Here is a 20,329-nt window from a genome sequence, read left to right as displayed (position 1 = left end):
ATACTGAGGTTTTAAAATAAGAAAAGCCAAGCACTATGCTTGGCTTTTTTGCGTGAAGAAATAAGCTATTATGTTTAAATTTTAATACCGCTTAATACTTTTGTCTTTAGCAATCTGATCTTGATGAATCGGAAAGCTCTCGCGCTTATCGAACCGTTTACGATCAGCGAAGTAGTTGTTTAGTGTGCGTCTGACCGCTTCAAAGGCGATCTCATCCCACGGGATATCTTCTTCTTTAAAAAGAGAGCTATCTAAGCTCTCAGAGCCAATACCATAAGCGCCGTCCTTTAGATCGTTTAAGTAAATCACGTATATCTGACCGATATCAGGAATGTCATAGAGGCAATAAAGCTGAGGGTTAATGACTACCGCATCCGCTTCCTCAAAGCTTTCGCGCGCCGCGCCTTCTGCCATAGTCTCACCGTTTTCCATAAAGCCTGCTGGCAACGTCCAAAGGCCATATTGTGGCTCGATAGCACGGCGACATAAGAGCACTTTGTCTTCATAAATTACTAACGATCCACAGATGACTTTAGGGTTTTCATAGTGAATGTAGTTGCAATTAGGACAGACTAAGCGCGGCATATTATCCGTAGGAGGAATTTTGCGTTCGGCTTCATGACCGCACTGGAGACAATATTGCATAACAGCTGCCTTATTTAATTTAAAATCTAGAGAAGTTTAGCTTTCGAATATTTAGAGCTTAAGCTTAGATAGCTCTAAGATAGCATAGTTTTTAGTTTTAGCAGGGAGCGATATCATAATGCTCTCATTCTAGAATAAAAAAACACCATATAAACGGTAATGCAGGAGCAGGTGTTAGTTATTGATGCGATATACGACAAGCTGTATAGGCGGTGTATGAGTTATAGACAACTTAAGGGACAGGGCAGCTAAATTGGCCTACGCAGTCATCAACACCATACGACTGACATGCTAAGATGATCCTTTATATAAGCTACTGATGACGAAAATAGGCAGTAACAATGACAGTAATCCATGATTTTGAAAGCTTCGATGAGCTAGCAGTAGCGCGGCCTGCTTTTATTCGTCATCCCAGGCTCAGACAGTTGGCGGAGCGTGTACAACAACAAACGCTACAGACCTTATCTGAGACGCCACCTAATTCTTTAGTTAGCGCATCCCCTTTTACTCTCTACGACAAAAATTATAACAACCGAGTGTTACAAAGCCTATATCAGACTCCTATCGCTGATGCGTCTGTACTCGTAGCGATTACTCGTGAGCGCCGGCCTAAGCTGCTACTGACGCGCCGCGCGGCGCACATGAAAAGTCATGCAGGAGAGGTCTCATGTGCGGGGGGTAAGTATGAGCTGAGTGATGGTAATAACGTAGTCACCGCGCTGCGTGAAGCTTGCGAGGAGACCGCGCTGCCGCCCAATAAAGTTCAGCTCATCGGCCAACTGCCTATCCAGACCTCAAAAAGTGGGATGAGTGTCCGTCCTATCGTGGCGCTTATTGCGCCAGACCTACCATTAGTACCTGAGATCGGTGAGATATCTCGTATCTTTTGGGCGGACTTTGAGACGCTCATCACTCAGCCGACTACGGAGTATGCGATAGAATATACGATGCTTGAGCAGACGGCAACGATACTTACCCCAAGCTGGGAGGTCGATGGTGAGACCGTTTGGGGGCTGACGGGCAAGGTTATTGCCAACTTACTAGAGACCGGATTCGATCGCCAGCTTGAGTGGTATTACCGTCTAAAAGATTCAGGGATAGAGTTAGACCGCTAACCAAGCGCTCTAATCCAAAGTCATTTTTAACAGACGCCAACTATGACTCTTTATAATAGCCGTCGTTTTTCTTCAGCCACCAGTTCATATTATCTTGGCGCTTAGCGCGGAACTGTTCAAGCTTCGCAGCCATAGTGCTATTATGCTGGCGTGCAGTATCGAGAGCAAAAAGAATCGGCACTGAGGATAATACGCCGAAACGAATTCTCGATTTGGGCAGTCCTAGCCCATCGCCAATATCGTCACCGACTAAAGTGCGAGTGACACTAGCATTGACCATCTCTACAAAGCGCCCGCGGCGATTGTCCTCGCCCATGAGCTGACGCGGTAAGTCGTGCAGCGCTTTAGCTAACGGTTGACCCATCTTAAAGTCAAGCTGCTGAATAGATAGGTAGGTATAAAGCCACTCCCAACACGCCGCTTCAGTCTGCGGTAAACGCTTTAAGTCTACTCCCATCCAGTAGCTGGCTAGATTCCATAAATGTAAGATACCTTCAGCTTCCTCGCTACTGATACGTGCTCCTAACAAGCGCAGGCCGCGCATGATCAGTAAAGAGAATTGCAAATGAGTAGCAATCATATCGGTCTGATTGATTGGTAGACCCCAATAGTCGCTATTCCAGCTGCCATCAGGGTTATGATGCTGAGCGCTCGCGCTAATCACCCCATCCGCTGCGGTAAGTTTGCCGGTTAACAGTTTTTGTCGCACTAAGGTATGGATTTGCCGCACCTTAATAGACTGACGCCAGCCCTCAGAGCCAATCGCTAACACTTGTGAGAGGGGTGCTTTGTTGTTAGAAAAGTCGTTTAGGTGTGGATGCTCAGAGACGGCTAGAATATAAGCATAAGTACGCATCAAACGCGGCAGCGCATCGTGCATCAAAGCCCCAGTCTGAATCAGCGGTAAAGACAGCGCTGGAATGCTATAGCCTGCCATTAGCGCCACATTACGCAGCAACCAAATAAGCATGAGCGGATAACGGCGATAGGCGACAGCGCCAATCTCTGCTAGCTTTGGATCGAACCAATCAGGATGAGCGCTAAATTGCTCAGTCATAGCTACAAAACCAGGATGAGAGCGAATATTGCCCTCTATACTATCGTTATCAAATAGCTTATGATTTGTCTGAGCATCGCCAGTATTTGCTTGCAAGATGAGCTGCTGTAAAGGCTTGGCAAAGCGGATATTATCAGCAGCCAGTTGATCTGCTAAGGGGTCACCAATGTCGTAACCCTCGACAATCTCAGCCAATAACTTCAGGTCAATCTCAAAACCTTTGGGTAATAAATAACGCTTAATGCGCTTGAGTACTTGCAGATCACTATGGTCATCAATAGCAGTGCTACGACCATGATGCTGATAGCCGTCTGTTTTCATGTCGTTATAGTGAGCCATATTTGCAGCACCGTTTCGATAGGGATTCATAGCTTTATTATAGCATTGAGGTTGCCACTCACAAGATGGGGTCCGCCTCATAAAGCGCCTACAGCAGCTAGTTTGAATGTTCTGAGCCCGAACGACATAACGAGTGAATCGTGGTTAGTAGGGATCAATATGGTCTAAGCGATTGAGCCGTCTCTCAGTGCGGCTTATTTGGCGTTCAAGCCTTCGAAGCTCATTCGGCAGAGATAGCAAATAGCGACGTGCTTCTTTTTCGTCTTCAAAATCGAGCATTTGACCATCGCGCAGCTTGATATACTCTGCCTCGTACTTATCTAGCAGCTCCTTATCATCGCTAAGCTGTTTTTTCAAACGGTAATACTCGCGGCCTTGTTGGTTGGCTTTTTGCAGAGTACGGCTTATTTTGGCGGGGCACACGCTATTTAATTCAAGACCACGTAGACCGATATTATAAGCGTTACTCACAGTGCAGTATTTTTCTAGTCCTAATTGGCGGCCGCGCTCCCAGGATTCAAAGTCCACGGCGACATCCGCCTTAGCGCAAGCCTTTGAATGCGCGGCAAGCCTATTAGCAGAGTAGCCTGCCACACCGTCATTGTAGCCGATAGCTTGCCAGTTACCGACCACGCATTCTTCCACTGATAACGTCGCGCAGCTTGAGAGCAACGTAACGCTACTAACAACGATAAAGATTAGCTTGGTAAGCCGCATAGTAAGCTCTCTTTTATCCGCTTTATTTAATAAATGCTAAGTCTTTAGGTCTGATATATCTGCCTATTCAAAGTGATTATTAGTCCCCGTATTAATGACGAGTCAAGTCCACAGAAGTGCTACTAATATTATCCTTTAGAGTCGCTTTGAGCATGAGATAACCGGCGATACCAGAGACGATAGAACCCATGATAATACCTAAGCGCTCATCGAATAATGGCGAGCCACCACCGAATGCTAGGCCGCCAATAAATAAGCTCATGGTAAAACCAACACCGCATAACAGCGCGGCGCCATAAATTTGTTGGAAGTTCATACCGCTTGGCATTTTTGAAATACCAAGTTTGAAGATCAGCCAACAAGCGAGCATAACGCCAACTTGCTTGCCGATAAATAGGCCTGCAGCAATACCGAGTGGTACAGAATGGAATAACTCAGCAAACCCTGCGCCTTTAAGTGAGATACCAGAGTTGGCAAAAGCGAACAGCGGTAGAATACCATAAGACACGGTATTTTGTAGATCGTGTTCAAGCTCTTCAAGCGGGGAGTGCTCAGGATCAGTGCGATCAAACATCGGAATAAATAATGCTAATACCACCCCGGCTAAAGTGGCATGAATACCAGATTTTAGTACCGCTATCCACATGATTACACCAACGAGGATATAAGGGGTGATAGTAGTCACATTGCGGCGGTTAAGAATATATAGAACAGGTAGACAAAGCGCCGCGAAGCCTAAAGAGCCAAGCGATAATTCATTGGTATAAAATAAAGCAATAATTAAAATAGCGCCAATATCATCAAAAATAGCAATCGATACTAAGAACACCTTTAGAGAGTTAGGGACTCGGTTGCCAAGCAGGCTTAAGATACCGAGGGCAAAGGCAATATCCGTAGCCGCCGGAATCGCCCATCCTTTCCAGTACTCTGGATTATTTAGATTGAATAAAATGTACACGATGGCCGGAAAAATCATACCACCGATAGCGGCACCGGCCGGCAGGATGATTTGTTTGACGTTAGAGAGCTCACCGATAAGTACTTCGCGTTTGAGCTCAAGACCGACCAAAAAGAAGAAAATCGCCATCAAACCATCATTAATCCAATGATGGGCATCTTTGGCGATTGCAAAGCTACCTATTTGGATGGCTACTGGCGCATGAATAAAGGATTCGTACCAAGTGCTAAGAGGACTATTGGCAATAATCATCGCTACGATAGCTGCTAACGCTAATACAATGCCGCCTGACGCCTCGAGCTCAAGAAACGCTTTAAATCTTTTTACTGCCATATCATCCTCATATGTTCAATGAATACTGTCAACTTAAGTAGCTCTACTTATATTTTATAAGGTGACAAATAGTTTGCTTTAGTTTCTCACAAATCTCTCAATATAAAAAATTTAATGCATTAAATGTCACTATAAGACAATACAAATGAGCAAAAATTTTTTGATTTCTAGGGTCAATTACTTAAAGTTAGAATGGTTTGTTATTTTTATCATAAAAAATATTGGTCAACCCCTAGAGCATATAAAGTACTTTAGACAAATTTAGCAGACTTTGTCATGCTTTTGGGTTTTCTTGTCGATTTGACTCTATAATGAGCTATTTTAACCGTCTTGTTCCACGATTTTACCAATACAGGGCTTAGAGCATGCTAGTCTCTGGAGCTTGAGGCTCAAATAACATCAAAACCGCTAATCAGCAGTTCTTTCGTCATAAAGTATTTATAAGGCCAGTGACATGGACGTATCGCTCTCTTTAGAGATTATCTTAATGCTGACGGCAGTCGCAGCGCTGGCCGGCTTCATTGATGCTATTGCAGGTGGTGGCGGCTTACTGACTATTCCGGCCATGCTGCTTGCTAATATTCCGCCAGTGCTGACATTAGGCACCAATAAATTACAAGCGGCATCAGGAGCGCTCGCAGCCTCACTGACGATGATCAAAAAAGGGGTAGTGAAACCAGCTCGTATAAAGACGGCTATTATCGCCGCTTTTATTGGATCGATTATTGGCGCTATTGCCGTACAGCTATCGCCTCCTGATATGCTAGAAAAACTCATTCCGTTTTTTATCGCTGCTATTGGGATTTATACTTTATTTGCCCCTAAGCTTGGTGAGGTGGAAGCTGCGCCGCGTATCTCTGAGGGCAAGTGGCAAAAAGTAGCTGCTCCTCTCATTGGCTTTTATGACGGTTACTTAGGTCCAGGCACTGGCATGTTTTTTGCTTTAGGCAACGTAGCGCTACGAGGCCAAAAGATCGTTGAGGCAACGGGCGCAGCAAAAGTGCTCAATCTATCTACCAATATTGGCTCATTAATATTTTTCATTTTAGGCGGTAACGTGCTTTGGATTGTGGGGCTCGCGATGATGGTTGGGCAAACGCTCGGGGCTTATTTTGGCTCGCACATGGTGGTCAAAGGCGGCAGTAAACTGATCCGTCCGATGATTGTTATGGTTTGCTTAGCTATGATCACGAAATACGTTTTTGGCTGAGCCAAGCGTAGCCATTGTTGGCTAGTAACAACTGACTTATCGCAAATAAAAACTTCAGCCTATTTTAGACTGAAGTTTTTTGGTTTTGGCGTTGAGCAGCTATTTATCTATGCTTTATCGCTTTCATCGGCTTCACTGCGACGTAGACCATCTTGCCATTTACTGGTTTTGGTATCGCTTAGGCCATGATCACGACTATGAGCAGGCTTATCTGTGGTCTCAGCAGCATCGCCCGCTTTGGTGAACGAGTCTTGAATAGAAGCCGTATCGTTATCTTGAGAGCCATTGGTTTTTAGAGCGTCACTACGACTGTGATTATAGCTCATGCGCTCATTCAGCGTAGATTCTGCATCGCGATGACGATGTTTAAGCGCCTCTTCTTCAGGATGAGCTTGCGCAAAGTTGGTTTGCTCAGTAGTTTCTTTAACGGTATCGTGCTCGCTGAGCATCTCCACATCACCATCCTCTTCATAGCCGTGATTGGGATTGGCATCACCGGTCTGCTCATGAAAGCTAGGTGTCGCTTCATCATGAGTGGGTGATGGCGTGTTTTTAGCTGCGGCGTCACTACTGAGCTCTGCATAATCGGTAAGCTTATGGACGGCATTCTCTAGACTATGAGGATTATCCCGCTCCTGCGCTTGCTGCAGATGCTTATCAAAGACATCTGTCAATAAAGAATCGTAACGGATTCCGTTATAACTGATTAACTGCTCCGCTTCACTTTCGGTAATATCACCATTTTGACTGGCTTGCACGACATGATCTTCAAAAGTCAGACCAGCAAACTCGCCTTTGTGCTCCGCTTTTTTAAATTTCTGCCATAACGGCTCAACCTCAAGCAAGGTTTGATAAGCGTTTTCCATGCGGCCATTAGGATCATTAGGATCTGTATTATAATAGACCATAGTTTTGAGATAATTGCGGAACGGGTTAGCTTCAAAATCGTCCATAAAGGTGTCGCCAAGCTTCACCTTTAGCTCATCGCTTGTCGGCGTAAAGATACGACCACTAGGGAAAGTAACAAAGCTAACTACGTTTGCTGCTATCCGGTTGGGGAAGTTGGCAAACAAAGAGACAAAGGCTTCTTGGATAGTGTACAAGCTATCTTGTAGAGCGACCTCAGCATGCAAGCGTTCTGCTGCTGACTTGCTACCATTTTCATAAAACTGCAAAATAGCCGTAGCAATAAATAGGTGACTGTGGATATCCGCTAGGCGGCCAGAGAGCATCTCTTTGCGCTTTAAGTCGCCTGCTAGTAGCCCAAGCGCCATGTCTGCGGTTAGTGCGAAGCTAGCACTCAAGCGGTTGATGTGCTTGTAATAAGGGCGAGTGAAGGTATCGGCAAAGCTTGGCGCTTTATTACTACCACCAACATAGCCTGCTATAAAGGCACGCGCACCGCGATTAAAGGTATAGCCTAGATGTTTAAAAAACAAAGTATCGAATTCTTTAACAGCGCTTTGCTTATCTTCGCTTTGTAGGAGTTGTAGCTCATCGAACAAATAAGGGTGACAGCGCATAGCGCCTTGACCAAATATCATCAAAGAGCGCGTCAAGATATTAGCGCCTTCAACGGTAACGGAGACGGGGATAGCTTGATAGGGCGTAGATAAGAAGTTGCGTGGACCCATCTGGATACCGCGGCCACCCAAGACATCCATGCCATCGTTGACGACTTCACGCATGGTCTCTGTAGCATAGTATTTTGCCATAGCAGTCATCACCGAAGGCGTACCACCTTGATTAAGACCACAAGTCACTAAATGGCGAAAGGCTTCAAGCATATAAGTTTGGCTTGCCATCCGGCTCGTTGCATCTTGCACACCTTCAAACTTACCCACTGAGATTTTGAACTGCTCACGTACTTTGGCAAAAGCACCAACCGAGAGATAAGTCATCTCGCTTGCTGAGGTCGAGAGCGCCGGCAAGGAGATACCGCGGCCTACGCCTAAGCACTCCATCAGCATCCGCCAACCGCGCCCCGCATTTTCGACCCCACCGATAATATAATCAAGCGGAATGAAGACATCACTGCCATCGACTGTGCCATTCATAAAGGGCGAACCACTAGGATGATGACGAGGGCCAGTAATAACGCCCTCGTGGCTGGCTGGAACTAAGGCACAAGTAATACCATAATCTGTCTTATCGGCATCGCCAAGTAGACCTTCTGGATCGTACATCTTAAAGGCTAGACCGACCACCGTAGCAATAGGTGCTAAAGTAATCCAACGCTTAGAGAAGTTCATACGTAGGCCAAGGACTTGCTTGCCCTCATGATTGCCATAACAGACCACACCCGTATCAGGGATAGCGCCTGCATCTGAGCCGGCTTCTGGTCCTGTCAAACCAAAGCAAGGAATCTCCTCACCACTGGCGAGCCCCGGTAACCAGCGCTGCTTTTGCTCGTCTGTACCATAATGCATGAGCAGCTCACCTGGACCGAGCGAGTTTGGTACCATACAGCTGACCGCCGCTGTGGGCGAGCGTGAGGCAATCTTACTCATTACTAGGCTTTGCGCGTAAGAGCTAAATTCTAGACCACCAAACTCTTTAGGAATAATTAAACCCAAAAAGCCATTATCTTTGATAAATTGCCAAGTCTCTGGGGATAAATCCTTATCTTCATGTTGAATCTGCCACTCATCGATCATCGCGCAGAGCTCTTCGACTTCATTATCGATAAAGCTTTGCTCCTCAGCAGATAGCTTGGGATAAGGGTATTCAGCAAAGGTATTCCAATCAGGCGCCCCCATAAATAGCTCTTTTTCCCACCAGCTCGTACCCGCATCGAGTGCTTCACGCTCAGTATCACTCATGCTAGGCATCGCTCCGCCTAAGGTTTTGTACACAGGCTTAGTAATGAGCGCTTGCCGGACAGGAGCAATAAGCAGCACTAGGCATAATAGGGCGACAGGCACCCCCAAAATCAGCGACCAAGGACTGATAAAAGCAGTCACTATTACAGTAGCAATAGCGACTATGCTACCCGTCACCCTTGATAATGACATTAAAAAGATGGCCAAAATCACGGCTAACTGAATAAGTATTGCCAAAATAAATAAACCAATCGCCATGATGGTCTCCTTAACAAGCGCTAGTAAAAACTAAAAAATAGTGATAAATAAAGAGTCGTTATAAAATTATGGTAGTCACCAGTAGGTGACTCTCGATATAACGTCAAAGAGTGCAATGATTGCAACAGAAATCTAACGATCAAACTTTCAGTCTGCAATAACACAGTAATGTAATTTTATCTCTCAATATGAAATAATACTTGACAATTATCAAGGATAAAAATGCTGTTCTATGTCGGGAATATGTATCCTCTGATAGCTGATAACTTTTATAATCCTCATTTAAGATAATGAGTATTCAAGCAAAAGGGGCTAAGCCTTTTTCGGCATAAGACAACGTATCATTGCGGCCAACGATGATATGATCGACTAGAGACAGATCTAATAAGTCGCAAGCTTTTTTGAGTTCATAAGTGAGTATATTATCTGCCGCTGAAGGCTTAGAGTCGGTATGAGGATGGTTGTGAGCGATTATCAACTGGCTAGCGGCATGAGTGAGTGCGTGGCGTAATACATGTTTGATGCATACAGAGCAGGAGGAGATACCGCCGGTGAATAGTATCTCAAAGTTCAGCAGACTTAAGGCATTATCTAAACACAAGACGGCAAAGACCTCTCGCGGTTCGCCGCGCAGCTGAGTGCTAATGTAGTCTTTGACCACTTGTGAGCGACCTAGCGCTTGTCCGGTTTTGAGCTTGCTATCTAAGTAGCGCGTGCCCATCTCAAGCGATGCCAGTATTTGTGCGTATTTGGCAGGACCAATGCCATGGCAGGCAAGGACGACCTCCTTTGGCGCAGCTAATAGCTCGGCAAGTGAGCCAAACTCATCGATTAAGTGCCTTGCTAGCTCGATAGCAGACTGCGATTGGGTACCGGTACGCAAAAATATTGCCAATATCTCGGCGTCAGAGAGATGACTGGCGCCAAATTTTAGTAACTTTTCTCTTGGTCTATCATCTTCGTGCCAGTCCTTGATCGCCATTATTTTTCCTTTCTTCGCTAAGATTCATAGAAAGATTTGGAGCGCGTTTCTTAACTGAGTTATAGTCAGTTGAAATGAAAACTATCATATGTTCAAGAGCGCTACTGGTATAAATTTTACTGGCGTGCTGTATTTTTTCGATGCTACGTAAAATTCATCCCAGCAGCGCTATACCGTTTTTAAAATGTATCGGCTATAGGTTAATCATAAAGCTAGCTATAGTTTTAGTTATAAAAATGGCTTAGCTATCGATAGCACTATAAAACCTTACCTAACTTATCTCATACTTGTTACTATAAGCGCAAATTTTATCTTTTCTTTTACCTTTTACCTATCGATGTCATGCTTATGTCAAAAGTTCTACTCGCTATCACCGGTGGTGTCGCCGCTTACAAATCTGCTTTTTTTGCCCGCTTATTGATTAAAGCAGGGTTTGAGGTGCGCGTCATCATGACCACAGGGGCGCAAGCTTTTATTACCCCGCTCACCTTGCAAGCTCTGACGGGCAATGAGGTGCATACCTCACTGCTCGATGAAGAAGCTGAAGCTGGCATGGGGCATATTGAGCTGGCAAAGTGGGCCGACTTAGTCATTATCGCTCCCGCTTCTGCCAATACTTTAGCGCGGCTGGCGATGGGGATGGCGGATGATTTACTAACGACGGTCTGTTTAGCGACTACTGCGCCCGTTATCGTTGCTCCTGCGATGAATCAGCAAATGTGGGCGCATCCGGCGGTCAGTCTCAATGTGCAGACTTTGCGTGATATGAATTATCATATCATTATGCCAGCTAGTGGCGAGCAGGCCTGCGGTGATGTTGGTGCTGGGCGCTTGCCTGAGCCTGAGCAGCTGTTGGCTGAGGTGCAATTGTTCCATAAGCAGCAGTTTATTGAACAGCGCTTGACGGGCAAGCGCGTGGTTATCACCGCAGGACCAACGGTTGAGGCGATAGATCCGGTGCGTTACTTGTCCAATCACTCTTCTGGCAAGATGGGCTTTGCTTTGGCTAATGCCTGTCGTGATGCTGGCGCTGAGGTGGTGCTCATTGTCGGCGGTAAGGTGAGCCTACCAACGCCGCTAAATGTCACTCGCATCGATGTTCTGTCAGCCGAGCAAATGCTCATCGCCGCGCAGCAGTGTGTCGATGGCACTCATAGCGCGTTGCAAATGATACCAACCCTATCGTTCGATCATAAGCATAGCTACGACCACGAGCATAGCGACTGTTGTGATTGTGAGGAGACGGATAGCTTTACAGAAGATAGCGGTCTAACTAAATCGGCAGATATCTTTATCGCTACCGCTGCCGTTGCCGATTATCGGACTCGCGACGCTGCTCCGCAAAAAATCAAAAAAACTCAAGACGCCATGTCGCTTGATCTGGTTAAAAACCCAGACATTTTAGCGTCGATTTCTTTGGCGCATCCAGAGCTGTTCGTGGTTGGGTTCGCTGCTGAGACTCAAGACGTTGAACGTTATGCGCGTGGTAAACTTGCGGCTAAAGATTTAGACATGATTGCCTGTAATGATGTCTCCCGAGCAGATATAGGCTTCGCTAGCGATGACAATGCTATGCAAGTGTTTTTTGCCAAAGCCTATGATCAGGACTCAGTGGTGCTCGATAAAACCAGCAAAGATAAGATCGCAGAGCAGTTAACCGCTCTGATCGGCGGAGCGCTGGGGCAACGCCGTAAAAGCTAACATAATAAGTAAGCACAAAAAAACTAGGAGTTAGCGGTTTTACCAAAATAAAGCCGCTGCGCTACTCGAAAAGTATTACAGTGCGCCTCAACCACATCCTCAATATCCTCTGAATAGCCGCCGCCCATAACGATAGCGACTGGGGTATCGGCGTCTTTTGCTTGCTGCAATACATACTCATCACGCGCTTTGCAGCCCGCATGCGTCAAGGCTAATTTGCCTAACTTATCAGTGGCTAAGATATCGACCGCCGATTGATAAAAAATCATATCGGGGGCGACTTCTGCTATCAGGCGCGGCAAAGTCTGCTCTAATACCTGCAAGTACTCTTCATCGCCGGTATCGTTATCGAACTCAATATCTAAGTCAGAGACTTGCTTGCGAAAAGGGTAGTTTTTGGCGCCATGCATGCTAAAGATAAAGACTCTAGGCTCATTCGCCATAATACTGGCGTTGCCATTGCCTTGATGTACGTCCAAATCGATAACGAGTATTTTATTAGCCTGTCCGCGATTTAGTAGTAAATTGCTGGCGATACAGACATCGTTAAACACACAAAAACCCTCACCATGGTCAGCAAAAGCGTGATGAGTACCGCCGGCGACATTCATTGCCACCCCATACTGTTGGGCATACAATGCACACTCATAAGTCGCATGCGCGATATGACGACCTCGATCGACCAAAGCCTCCGTCATCTCAAAGCCAATAGGTCGCGCCTCTTTGCGAGTCAAAGTTTGAGTCTTGAGCTTATGCCAATATTCCGACGTATGCGTAGTTAAAATCTCCGCTTCTGTCAGCCGTTTTGGCGCAAAGAAGTTATCGGGAGTAATCGTACCTTCACGCAGTAAACGCTCAGGAATCATGGTGTACTTTTGCATAGGGAAGCGGTGTCTTTCAGGCACTGAATAACGAAAAACTTCGGAATAAGCTATTTTTAACATAATTCAACTTTTTATAACGGTGTTTATTTAAGGGTATAATGGATAAGCTAATAAAGTAGCAGTCGATGATTTTGGTTTGTTTTTATTTAGCAGTAATAGTGTTTTCATAGTTTTGTGTAGCGCTGCTATTGCATTTTTTTGCTAGCTAAGAAAAAAGTACGCGCATCCGCTTGCGCGCGTAATTCACCTAATAGGGTGGGCATATCTTCGCTAGGCTCTTGCGTATTCAGCAAGTCACTAAACACCTCATAAGCGACAGTGGTCATAGCGACAACGCTTTGTAGTAAATGCTCGATAATATCGTCATCGAGCCCTAATACTTCGACATCAAGCGCGTTTTTGTAGCGTATTTCACCATCATTCACATCCATCTCCAAATTACCAACGATCATATCGTAGTTGATTTGGGTAATCAGTAACATCGCCGCACTTTGATGACTCTCTGGTATCAAAAACGGTAAAATCCCATAAACCGCGAGTAAACCCTCTTTTTCTTGTACTCGAAATAAGTAGCCGCAATCTATTTTACGATTCCTCATGCGCAGTGATAGATGATGTGACTGCTGTGCGTCCGAGATCCTTGGCTTGTAGTGAGTATAATGCCAGTGTTTACTACGAAAATAGAGCTTCAAATAATCGATAATCGGCGTCTGATTCGGACCAGTAACAGAGTCTTTGCTTAAAGAGATTTTGGCCGACCTGCTAGTGGTGGCATTATCGGCTGCACGGTTGGCGTTTTTATTATTATCATCCTTTACACTGTGTTCAGCGTTTAAGCTTTCAGGCTTTATAGTGTCAGCATCAACAGCATTTTTAACATTGACAGCAGAACTGATGTCTTGCGGCGCTCTACTGGTCAATAGCCGTTTGAGTTTTTGCCATAAGCTGAGTTTAGACTTACTATCCATAGGTTTCGTCTTATAAGTTTGAGCTAATTAATTCAGAGATAATCCATTATCTTCTCGTTTGTAAAATAATAGCAAATAAGCGACTATTCGTCTTTTTTTGCTAATGCCTGTTGAATATTAGGCTGTCTATAAAATGCTTGCAACATATCCCGCATATGAACGCTGAGCCATTCGCTATTGATGGCATCATTGATGATAGGCAGTAGAGTAGGAGTGAGTTTCAATACGGCTAGCTCATCAATATTGACGCTAGCGGCTAAGGCTGCGATAGTGTCGGCCTGGTGGTTATCATACCAAGTCTCGACACTAGCAGCGACTAAACTGCGCAGATAAGGCGAGAGCCGCAGACGATTATAGCTTTGCTGCACGCTGGCTTCGATATGATGAATACTGCCATTATCAGGGTCGTTATTTAAGTAGGTTTTTAATTGGCTAACTGGCTGATCTTTAATACGGGCCCAGCCCATCACTAGCAGCCTTGAGACTTCGTCGTTGGACAAATGCGCTTGGGCATTCGCTTCTGCTTTATTCGTCAAGTCCTTAATATTACGATGTAAGTAAGTTTGTAGTTTTTCGTCTAAGTTACGATTGGTGGCTTTTTCAAAAGAGCTGCGCCCCATTTTCATCAGCTTGCCGACGCCGCCAGCTTTATCAAGGGTGCTCTCCATAAAGTCATTGATAGCGTGGTATAAGGTTCGAGTCAGCAGATCGGCAAAGGTATCATTACCGATGAGCGCGTGTATCAGCCCATTACGCTGCTGCTGATGACTGCCGATATAATTCGCTAGCGTATGCACTTGCGTTTCATCCACCAGATCAGCTAGCGGCACATTATCATTAACAGGATGATAAATAACGGTCTGCAGGATAGTTCTAATATCCGTGCGCATGACCTCAGTCATTGGTTGACTCAATAGCCAGTCATTAATGAGACGCTGCAAGTCCTCGCAGCTTAGGTATCGACTCATCGGCTGGGCGCTGAGCCATTGCCAAGCTTCATTAGCCAGTGGCTCAGCTTGCTGAAGGAGCCACTGCTGCATAAAGTCAATTTGCGCCTCTATTAGCTCATACAATGAGGAGATGGGCAGCTGCTCTTTATTGACATCATGGCTTGGTTTATTGTCTTGTGAAGTATTAGGCATAGAGTGGTTTGAAGGCTTTGCTGATGTCGTGTTTGATGAGATATTTGCGGTCATATTTACAGCCATATTTAGAATTATGAGATTCGACTATTTGTTATACTATAGGTTTGCAGTGGTTTTATTAGCATAGCGTATTATGACATGAAGGTAACGGATGTTTTTGGTGAATGTTAGTGTCGGTGAGGACTATTTATAACAAGTACTTAGAGCATATTTTAAATCCGCTGCGAGTTTGCGTCTCAAGCTGTGCCAAGACATTAATAACTAAGAGGTTGTGATGAGCGAGTCATCTTTTTCTGCTACTCAAACGTCGCCTGTGCTAGCGCTCGATAAGGTGACTGTGCAGCGCGGTGAGACGCCTTTGTGTAATGGCGTCGATCTGCAGTTAGCGGCTGGCGGTATTTGTCATCTCATTGGTGCTAACGGTACTGGTAAAACCACACTACTTATGCAGCTGGCTGGACTGTTACCTGTGCTAACTGGCACGATTGAATATCAAGGCCGCGCCGGTTTGCCTATACAGCCGCTATATATCTCGCATCAACTTGGTATTCATCCCAACCTTACTGTTGCACAAAATCTGACTTTTTTGCTTAATTTATATGGTATAGCGCCAAGTCTTGATGATATCGACGAAGCTTTAGCTTGGGTAGGCTTGCAAGGTTTCGAGACCGTCAGCTCAAGCCATTTATCAGCTGGGCAGACGCGGCGGATTACTTTAGCCCGCCTCTATTTATTGACACCCGAAGTCACACCGCTATGGCTACTCGATGAGCCTTTTACGGCGCTCGATGTGGATATGGTGGCGCGAATGCAGCAGCGCTTACAAGCGTTTGCCGCGGCAGGAGGGGCGATAGTGATGACCAGTCATCAGGCGGTCGGCGTGGCCAATCAAATGCTTGATTTGTCAGAGTATGATTTATCAGATACTGATATAACAGAGCCTGATTGGTCAGATTATGAGGATTTAGATATACCGTGATTGTCTGAGGTAGCGACAGTTTTTGAATAATAGCAAGGCTAGACACTGATTACTTTAATCTATGATGCTATATAGATAAAATAAACGGCTAGAAAGGGTAACGAATGACGGAGAGCCACATACAAAATATAAATAGTGAGCGTATCAATAATAATAGCGGCGCTAATGTTAGCGATATAAGTTATGCTGCCCTTGCTATTAGCTTCACTCAGTTGTGGCGGCGCGAATGGCAAGTCAAGCAGCAAGGAGCGGTACAGTGGTTATACCCGCTAGTACTGTTTTTGGTGATTATTACTTTGTTCCCGTTGGCAGTTGGTAGCGAGCCGCAGCTCTTACAACGCTTAGGCGTTTCAGCGGTGTGGATTGCCGCTTTATTGTCGCTAGTGATGGGTATCGATGGGTTATTTAAGCCCGCGCTCGACAATGGCACGCTCGCGCAATTAGTAGTCGCCAAAGCCTCACTGCCGTTATGGGTACTGATGCGCCTAACCATTCATTGGATCTTTAGTAGTGGAATTGTGGCGCTACTGAGTTTATTGGCTGTACCGCTATTTGGTTTGAGCTGGTTTGAGGCGGGTATTTTGATGGCGTCGATTATCGTTGGTAGTCCGATGCTATTGATGCTCTCGGCGATTGCTAGTAGTTTAACCTTATCGCTGAAAAACGGCGCGGTGCTAGTGCCGCTGATTGCGCTGCCGATGCAGCTACCGGTGTTGATTTTTGCGACGGGCGCCGTGGATTTGTTTGCGACCGGTCTCAATGGGTTACCTATTTTGGCTTTATTATTAGCCGGTAGCATTGTCTCAGTACTGGTGATGCCTTGGGTGATTGCGATGACGCTGAAGATGTCTTGGCTGAATTAAAAAACGCGCTTTAGCGACTATCTTTGTAAAAGCCTAAGCTTTGGGTTTGCAACGTGGTTAAAAGCGCCAACTTTGCTATAATAGAAGGCACTCGTTATTGTTGGTTTCCTAGTAGTGATAAGTTGACCAAATAGTGACTATAAACAAGACGTTAGCAATAATAACCAGCTTAATGTTGCTAGCTTTGATATTCATTAGTAAACCATTAGAATGCTTCATCCACTTGCTGTGTAATAGGTCTATTCCATGCCCAACCTAAACAATGTCTCATCGCCAAACGTGTGGCAGCGCCTCTGGCAAGGTTTCTTGATTACTGTAGGGACTAAGCAGTTCTTTCGTATCTTTGCACCTTGGGTGAAGTGGCTTGGTATTTTAGCAGCTATTTGTCTGACTGTAGGCAGCATTTGGGGTTTGGCTTTTGCGCCGCCTGATTATTTACAAGGCAATAGCTACCGGATTATCTTCATTCATGTCCCCGCTGCCAGCCTTGCGATCTCCATCTATTTTGCCCTAGCCGTATTAGGGGTAATCTTTATGGTATGGAAAATCAAAACAGCTAGCTTAGTGGCGCAGGCACTAGCGCCTTTTGGGTTTTTATTGTGCGTGATTAGTTTGTTAACGGGCTCTATTTGGGCCAAACCCACTTGGGGTACTTACTGGGTGTGGGACGCGCGTCTAACCTCGATGCTAATTTTAGCGTTTTTATACGCAGGAGTGATGGCGTTATTTGCTGCTTTTGAGCATACGCCTAATCGCGGTAAAGCCGCCGCCATTTTATCCATCGTTGGCGCGGTAAATCTGCCTATTATTAAGTACTCAGTTGAATGGTGGAATACGCTACATCAAGGCGCGACCTTTACGCTGACCGAAGCGCCAAAAATGTCAGCAGATATGTGGCTGCCATTGCTGCTAATGGTGATTGGCAGCTATTTATTAGTAGCAGCGCTTGCGATCTATCGGACTAACACCCTGATCTTAAATCGTGATCAAAGCAAAGCTTGGGTGAAAGAATATATCCGTAACCAACGTAAATAATGCCAAAATGCTCTGAGTGTTTTAGCATAGCGTTATGGTAGATTGCGGTTAACAAGTATAGTTAATTCTAAATAAAACAGATGTGTTATGTTGCAACGCGGAACTGGCATGAATTTTTCTGGCGTGCTGTGCTTACGCATACAGCGGCTGCAAAAAATTCATTCTAGCCCCGCTGTATTTTTTATATTGAACTCACTGTGTCATAGGAGAGCAAATGCAGCCTTACTTTTATAGCCTCTCAGAATTTCTTGCTATGGGTGAGCATGGTGTTTTTGTCTGGTCTTGTTGGGCCATTACGGTAGGTATTGTTTTAGCCTTTATCCTCTATAGCCGTGCTCAAAGAAAGACTTTACTGAAACAATTGACTATTCAACAAGCGCGGCAAGCACAGCGAAGCAGCAGAGCGCCTAAGCATAAAACTTAAGCCTCTATTTCTCAGAGGTTATTCAATAGGCTAACTCAAACCCTTTAGTTCGCTGATAACTTACTGTTTTTATTGCCATTAATACAATGACGGAACCATTTTGCCTAATGATGACAGCTGTCATTGATTTGTATGATAAAGGCTACCATATAAAAACTGTAAGGTTTTATTGAGCATTTTGAGCTGATAAATCTAAAGTTGGTAAAAGCGCCATTTTTAATGAGGTAAGATATGAACGCCGTTCGACGTAAAAAGCTTATGTGGGTTATGTTTACGCTAGCAGGTGCGGCTATCGCTGTGGTGCTCGTCATCTATGCTATTGGTCAGCAGACGGACTACTATTTCGATGCAACGGCGATTGCTCAAGGCGAGGCGCCGCAAGATAAGCGCATTCGTGCTGGCGGCATGGTGGTTGCGGGTAGCGTACAGCGAGCTGCTAGTGATCCTTTGAATGTTGAGTTCGCTATTACTGATTTCCAATCGACAGTACCCGTCACCTATCAAGGTATCTTGCCAGACTTATTCGCTGAAAACTCAGGAGTGGTTGCTACTGGTAAAATGCAAGGCGAAACTTTTGTCGCCGGCGAAGTATTGGCTAAGCACGATGAAAACTACATGGCACCAGAGGTCGCAAAATCGCTAAAAGAAAATAACCGTGCGAGTGTTACGCCGTCATCAGAACAATACAATCCTGCTGAACCTATCCATAAAACTGAAACATTACAGCAGTAAAAACGGCAGTTAAAAATTTAATTGCTCAAATAAGAAAGCCACCAATACTTATATCGGTGGCTTTTTTGCGTTTAATGATTTTATTTTAAAAAGTAATTAACCTACTGAAACACCCTTTAAAATCAGTCGTCCCATTCAGGCGTATAATCAGGGTGCTCGATTTTGCGGCCATCACTACGAGCCAAGTTGCCGATTTGCTCTAGCTCATCAGCGCTTAGTTCGAGCTCAGTCGCGTCTAAGTTACCTTGTAAGTGATCAGGGTTGGAAGTCTTGGGAATAGCGACGCGATCCTTATCTGAGAGTATCCAAGCTAATGAGACTTGCGCTGGGGTAACATTATGTTTATCAGCGATTTGTTTAATCACCTCATTATCGAAGACATCGCCGCGCGCTAGTGGCGAGTAAGCTTCTAATAAAATATGGTGGTTGTTTAAAAAGGTCTGTAAGGTATTTTGCTTAATAAACGGATGAAACTCGACTTGGTTGACTACGATAGGCACATCAGCGTGTTTTTTCGCTTCGATAATGTTAGCAATGTTGAAGTTAGAAACGCCAATATGACGAGTCAGGCCTTGCTTTTGCAGCTCACACAGTGCAGGAATCGTCTCGGATAAAGGTACGCGATCATCTGGCCAGTGTAGCAGCAACAAGTCCACATAATCGGTATCTAAGTCTTTTAGCGAGCGCTGTGCTGAAGCTTTTAATTTCTCAGGCTCAAACTTCATATCATCTGGAAATATCTTAGTGGTCAAAAAGAATTTATCGCGAGCCACGCCAGATTGCTTGATACCTTGACCGACTTGTTTCTCATTACCATAAGCCTGCGCGGTATCGATGTGCTCATAGCCCATCTGTAGCGCTTGGCTAACGACTTCAACGCAGTCATCACCTGTCGATTGCCAAGTACCCAAACCTAATACCGGAATGTTGGCTTGACCCGCTGTGCGAATATTATATTTTTTTGTGCTCATATTATTATCCTTATCATCTGTATTTACTGTTTTTAGCTATAGAAAAGCGCGCTAAAAGGTGGGGTGGAAGGTAAGTGAAAGTTTAGGAGTCTTTAAAATCATTCAATTACTATAAGGAAAAATTATTCAATGCAAAAGAGGAAGTGACGCTTTCCTACAAAGCACAAACAGCTTGTAACGTCCGCTAAATT

Annotated in this window: 18 protein-coding genes; 8 read left to right on the top strand and 10 right to left on the bottom strand. The window is 45.0% G+C overall.

What is annotated here, in order from left to right; translation table 11 throughout:
* Positions 1-81 precede the first annotated feature (81 nt).
* A complete protein-coding gene (locus tag ACS8E3_RS04800; RefSeq protein WP_439241788.1) occupies positions 82-645 on the bottom strand; it encodes an NUDIX hydrolase in 564 nt (187 codons plus the stop codon).
* 341 nt (positions 646-986) lie between these two features.
* Between ACS8E3_RS04800 and ACS8E3_RS04795 the strand changes: the two genes are divergently transcribed.
* Positions 987-1,760: an NUDIX hydrolase gene (locus tag ACS8E3_RS04795; protein ID WP_439241785.1), complete on the top strand. Its 774-nt coding sequence runs from the start codon at positions 987-989 to the stop codon at positions 1,758-1,760.
* A gap of 40 nt (positions 1,761-1,800) precedes the next feature.
* Here the strand turns inward: ACS8E3_RS04795 and ACS8E3_RS04790 are convergent, their stop codons facing one another.
* From ACS8E3_RS04790 to nhaA, 3 genes are all read right to left on the bottom strand, one after another.
* Complete coding sequence (locus ACS8E3_RS04790; RefSeq protein ID WP_439241783.1) at positions 1,801-3,156, bottom strand: oxygenase MpaB family protein; 1,356 nt, start codon at positions 3,154-3,156, stop codon at positions 1,801-1,803.
* A 144-nt stretch (positions 3,157-3,300) separates the two neighbouring features.
* Positions 3,301-3,873 carry a DUF2799 domain-containing protein gene (locus ACS8E3_RS04785; protein WP_439241780.1) on the bottom strand — a complete coding sequence of 191 codons (573 nt, stop codon included), beginning with the start codon at positions 3,871-3,873 and terminating at the stop codon, positions 3,301-3,303.
* Positions 3,874-3,964: 91 nt separating this feature from the next.
* Positions 3,965-5,164 (bottom strand): Na+/H+ antiporter NhaA, encoded by a 1,200-nt coding sequence (gene nhaA, locus ACS8E3_RS04780; protein WP_439241778.1) that lies wholly within the window; start codon positions 5,162-5,164, stop codon positions 3,965-3,967.
* Between the two features lie 454 nt (positions 5,165-5,618).
* On the opposite strand from nhaA, the gene ACS8E3_RS04775 reads away from it, so the two are divergent.
* The gene (locus tag ACS8E3_RS04775) at positions 5,619-6,374 is read left to right on the top strand and encodes a TSUP family transporter (protein ID WP_439241776.1); all 756 of its coding nucleotides are present in this window, start codon (positions 5,619-5,621) and stop codon (positions 6,372-6,374) included.
* A gap of 107 nt (positions 6,375-6,481) precedes the next feature.
* Here the strand turns inward: ACS8E3_RS04775 and ACS8E3_RS04770 are convergent, their stop codons facing one another.
* Positions 6,482-9,454, bottom strand: coding sequence for an acyl-CoA dehydrogenase (locus ACS8E3_RS04770; RefSeq protein WP_439241773.1), 2,973 nt, complete (start codon positions 9,452-9,454; stop codon positions 6,482-6,484).
* A gap of 298 nt (positions 9,455-9,752) precedes the next feature.
* Positions 9,753-10,436: a RadC family protein gene (gene radC / locus ACS8E3_RS04765; RefSeq protein WP_439241771.1), complete on the bottom strand. Its 684-nt coding sequence runs from the start codon at positions 10,434-10,436 to the stop codon at positions 9,753-9,755.
* Positions 10,437-10,784: 348 nt separating this feature from the next.
* Between radC and coaBC the strand changes: the two genes are divergently transcribed.
* Entirely contained in the window at positions 10,785-12,137 is a 1,353-nt protein-coding gene (coaBC, locus tag ACS8E3_RS04760; RefSeq protein ID WP_439241768.1) for a bifunctional phosphopantothenoylcysteine decarboxylase/phosphopantothenate--cysteine ligase CoaBC, read from the top strand.
* 23 nt (positions 12,138-12,160) lie between these two features.
* On the opposite strand, the gene ACS8E3_RS04755 is transcribed toward coaBC, so the two are convergent.
* From ACS8E3_RS04755 to ACS8E3_RS04745, 3 genes are all read right to left on the bottom strand, one after another.
* On the bottom strand, positions 12,161-13,081 hold the full coding sequence (locus ACS8E3_RS04755; RefSeq protein WP_439241766.1) for a histone deacetylase family protein: 921 nt from the start codon (positions 13,079-13,081) through the stop codon (positions 12,161-12,163).
* Positions 13,082-13,206: 125 nt separating this feature from the next.
* The gene (locus ACS8E3_RS04750; RefSeq protein WP_439241764.1) at positions 13,207-13,989 is read right to left on the bottom strand and encodes a YbjN domain-containing protein; all 783 of its coding nucleotides are present in this window, start codon (positions 13,987-13,989) and stop codon (positions 13,207-13,209) included.
* Between the two features lie 83 nt (positions 13,990-14,072).
* Positions 14,073-15,185, bottom strand: coding sequence for a hypothetical protein (locus ACS8E3_RS04745; protein ID WP_439241762.1), 1,113 nt, complete (start codon positions 15,183-15,185; stop codon positions 14,073-14,075).
* 223 nt (positions 15,186-15,408) lie between these two features.
* Between ACS8E3_RS04745 and ccmA the strand changes: the two genes are divergently transcribed.
* The 5 genes from ccmA to ccmE all read left to right on the top strand — a co-directional run bounded on the left by ccmA (position 15,409) and on the right by ccmE (position 19,167).
* Positions 15,409-16,113 carry a heme ABC exporter ATP-binding protein CcmA gene (gene ccmA, locus ACS8E3_RS04740; protein WP_439241760.1) on the top strand — a complete coding sequence of 235 codons (705 nt, stop codon included), beginning with the start codon at positions 15,409-15,411 and terminating at the stop codon, positions 16,111-16,113.
* Between the two features lie 104 nt (positions 16,114-16,217).
* Positions 16,218-16,976, top strand: coding sequence for a heme exporter protein CcmB (locus ACS8E3_RS04735; protein ID WP_439241758.1), 759 nt, complete (start codon positions 16,218-16,220; stop codon positions 16,974-16,976).
* 246 nt (positions 16,977-17,222) lie between these two features.
* Positions 17,223-18,011: a heme ABC transporter permease CcmC gene (ccmC, locus tag ACS8E3_RS04730; RefSeq protein ID WP_439241756.1), complete on the top strand. Its 789-nt coding sequence runs from the start codon at positions 17,223-17,225 to the stop codon at positions 18,009-18,011.
* Between the two features lie 214 nt (positions 18,012-18,225).
* Positions 18,226-18,435: a heme exporter protein CcmD gene (gene ccmD / locus ACS8E3_RS04725; protein WP_439241754.1), complete on the top strand. Its 210-nt coding sequence runs from the start codon at positions 18,226-18,228 to the stop codon at positions 18,433-18,435.
* A gap of 231 nt (positions 18,436-18,666) precedes the next feature.
* On the top strand, positions 18,667-19,167 hold the full coding sequence (gene ccmE / locus ACS8E3_RS04720; protein ID WP_439241752.1) for a cytochrome c maturation protein CcmE: 501 nt from the start codon (positions 18,667-18,669) through the stop codon (positions 19,165-19,167).
* A gap of 122 nt (positions 19,168-19,289) precedes the next feature.
* Here ccmE and ACS8E3_RS04715 read toward each other — a convergent pair whose 3' ends face one another.
* Positions 19,290-20,138 carry an aldo/keto reductase gene (locus ACS8E3_RS04715; RefSeq protein WP_439241750.1) on the bottom strand — a complete coding sequence of 283 codons (849 nt, stop codon included), beginning with the start codon at positions 20,136-20,138 and terminating at the stop codon, positions 19,290-19,292.
* Between the last annotated feature and the right edge of the window lie 191 nt (positions 20,139-20,329).

Origin of the sequence: Psychrobacter sp. 2Y5, assembly GCF_051847375.1 — a bacterium.
Taxonomy (GTDB): Bacteria; Pseudomonadota; Gammaproteobacteria; order Pseudomonadales; family Moraxellaceae; genus Psychrobacter.
Note: the sequence above shows the minus strand (reverse complement) of the source record. Positions and strands in the feature narration are given on the sequence as shown.

Bases quoted from the DNA above. Each gene is read 5' to 3' on its own strand.
- ACS8E3_RS04800 (WP_439241788.1), bottom strand. From the start codon at position 645: ATGCAATATTGTCTCCAGTGCGGTCATGAAGCCGAACGCAAAATTCCT.
- ACS8E3_RS04795 (WP_439241785.1), top strand. From the start codon at position 987: ATGACAGTAATCCATGATTTTGAAAGCTTCGATGAGCTAGCAGTAGCG.
- ACS8E3_RS04790 (WP_439241783.1), bottom strand. From the start codon at position 3,156: ATGGCTCACTATAACGACATGAAAACAGACGGCTATCAGCATCATGGT.
- ACS8E3_RS04785 (WP_439241780.1), bottom strand. From the start codon at position 3,873: ATGCGGCTTACCAAGCTAATCTTTATCGTTGTTAGTAGCGTTACGTTG.
- nhaA (WP_439241778.1), bottom strand. From the start codon at position 5,164: ATGGCAGTAAAAAGATTTAAAGCGTTTCTTGAGCTCGAGGCGTCAGGC.
- ACS8E3_RS04775 (WP_439241776.1), top strand. From the start codon at position 5,619: ATGGACGTATCGCTCTCTTTAGAGATTATCTTAATGCTGACGGCAGTC.
- ACS8E3_RS04770 (WP_439241773.1), bottom strand. From the start codon at position 9,454: ATGGCGATTGGTTTATTTATTTTGGCAATACTTATTCAGTTAGCCGTG.
- radC (WP_439241771.1), bottom strand. From the start codon at position 10,436: ATGGCGATCAAGGACTGGCACGAAGATGATAGACCAAGAGAAAAGTTA.
- coaBC (WP_439241768.1), top strand. From the start codon at position 10,785: ATGTCAAAAGTTCTACTCGCTATCACCGGTGGTGTCGCCGCTTACAAA.
- ACS8E3_RS04755 (WP_439241766.1), bottom strand. From the start codon at position 13,081: ATGTTAAAAATAGCTTATTCCGAAGTTTTTCGTTATTCAGTGCCTGAA.
- ACS8E3_RS04750 (WP_439241764.1), bottom strand. From the start codon at position 13,989: ATGGATAGTAAGTCTAAACTCAGCTTATGGCAAAAACTCAAACGGCTA.
- ACS8E3_RS04745 (WP_439241762.1), bottom strand. From the start codon at position 15,185: ATGACCGCAAATATCTCATCAAACACGACATCAGCAAAGCCTTCAAAC.
- ccmA (WP_439241760.1), top strand. From the start codon at position 15,409: ATGAGCGAGTCATCTTTTTCTGCTACTCAAACGTCGCCTGTGCTAGCG.
- ACS8E3_RS04735 (WP_439241758.1), top strand. From the start codon at position 16,218: ATGACGGAGAGCCACATACAAAATATAAATAGTGAGCGTATCAATAAT.
- ccmC (WP_439241756.1), top strand. From the start codon at position 17,223: ATGCCCAACCTAAACAATGTCTCATCGCCAAACGTGTGGCAGCGCCTC.
- ccmD (WP_439241754.1), top strand. From the start codon at position 18,226: ATGCAGCCTTACTTTTATAGCCTCTCAGAATTTCTTGCTATGGGTGAG.
- ccmE (WP_439241752.1), top strand. From the start codon at position 18,667: ATGAACGCCGTTCGACGTAAAAAGCTTATGTGGGTTATGTTTACGCTA.
- ACS8E3_RS04715 (WP_439241750.1), bottom strand. From the start codon at position 20,138: ATGAGCACAAAAAAATATAATATTCGCACAGCGGGTCAAGCCAACATT.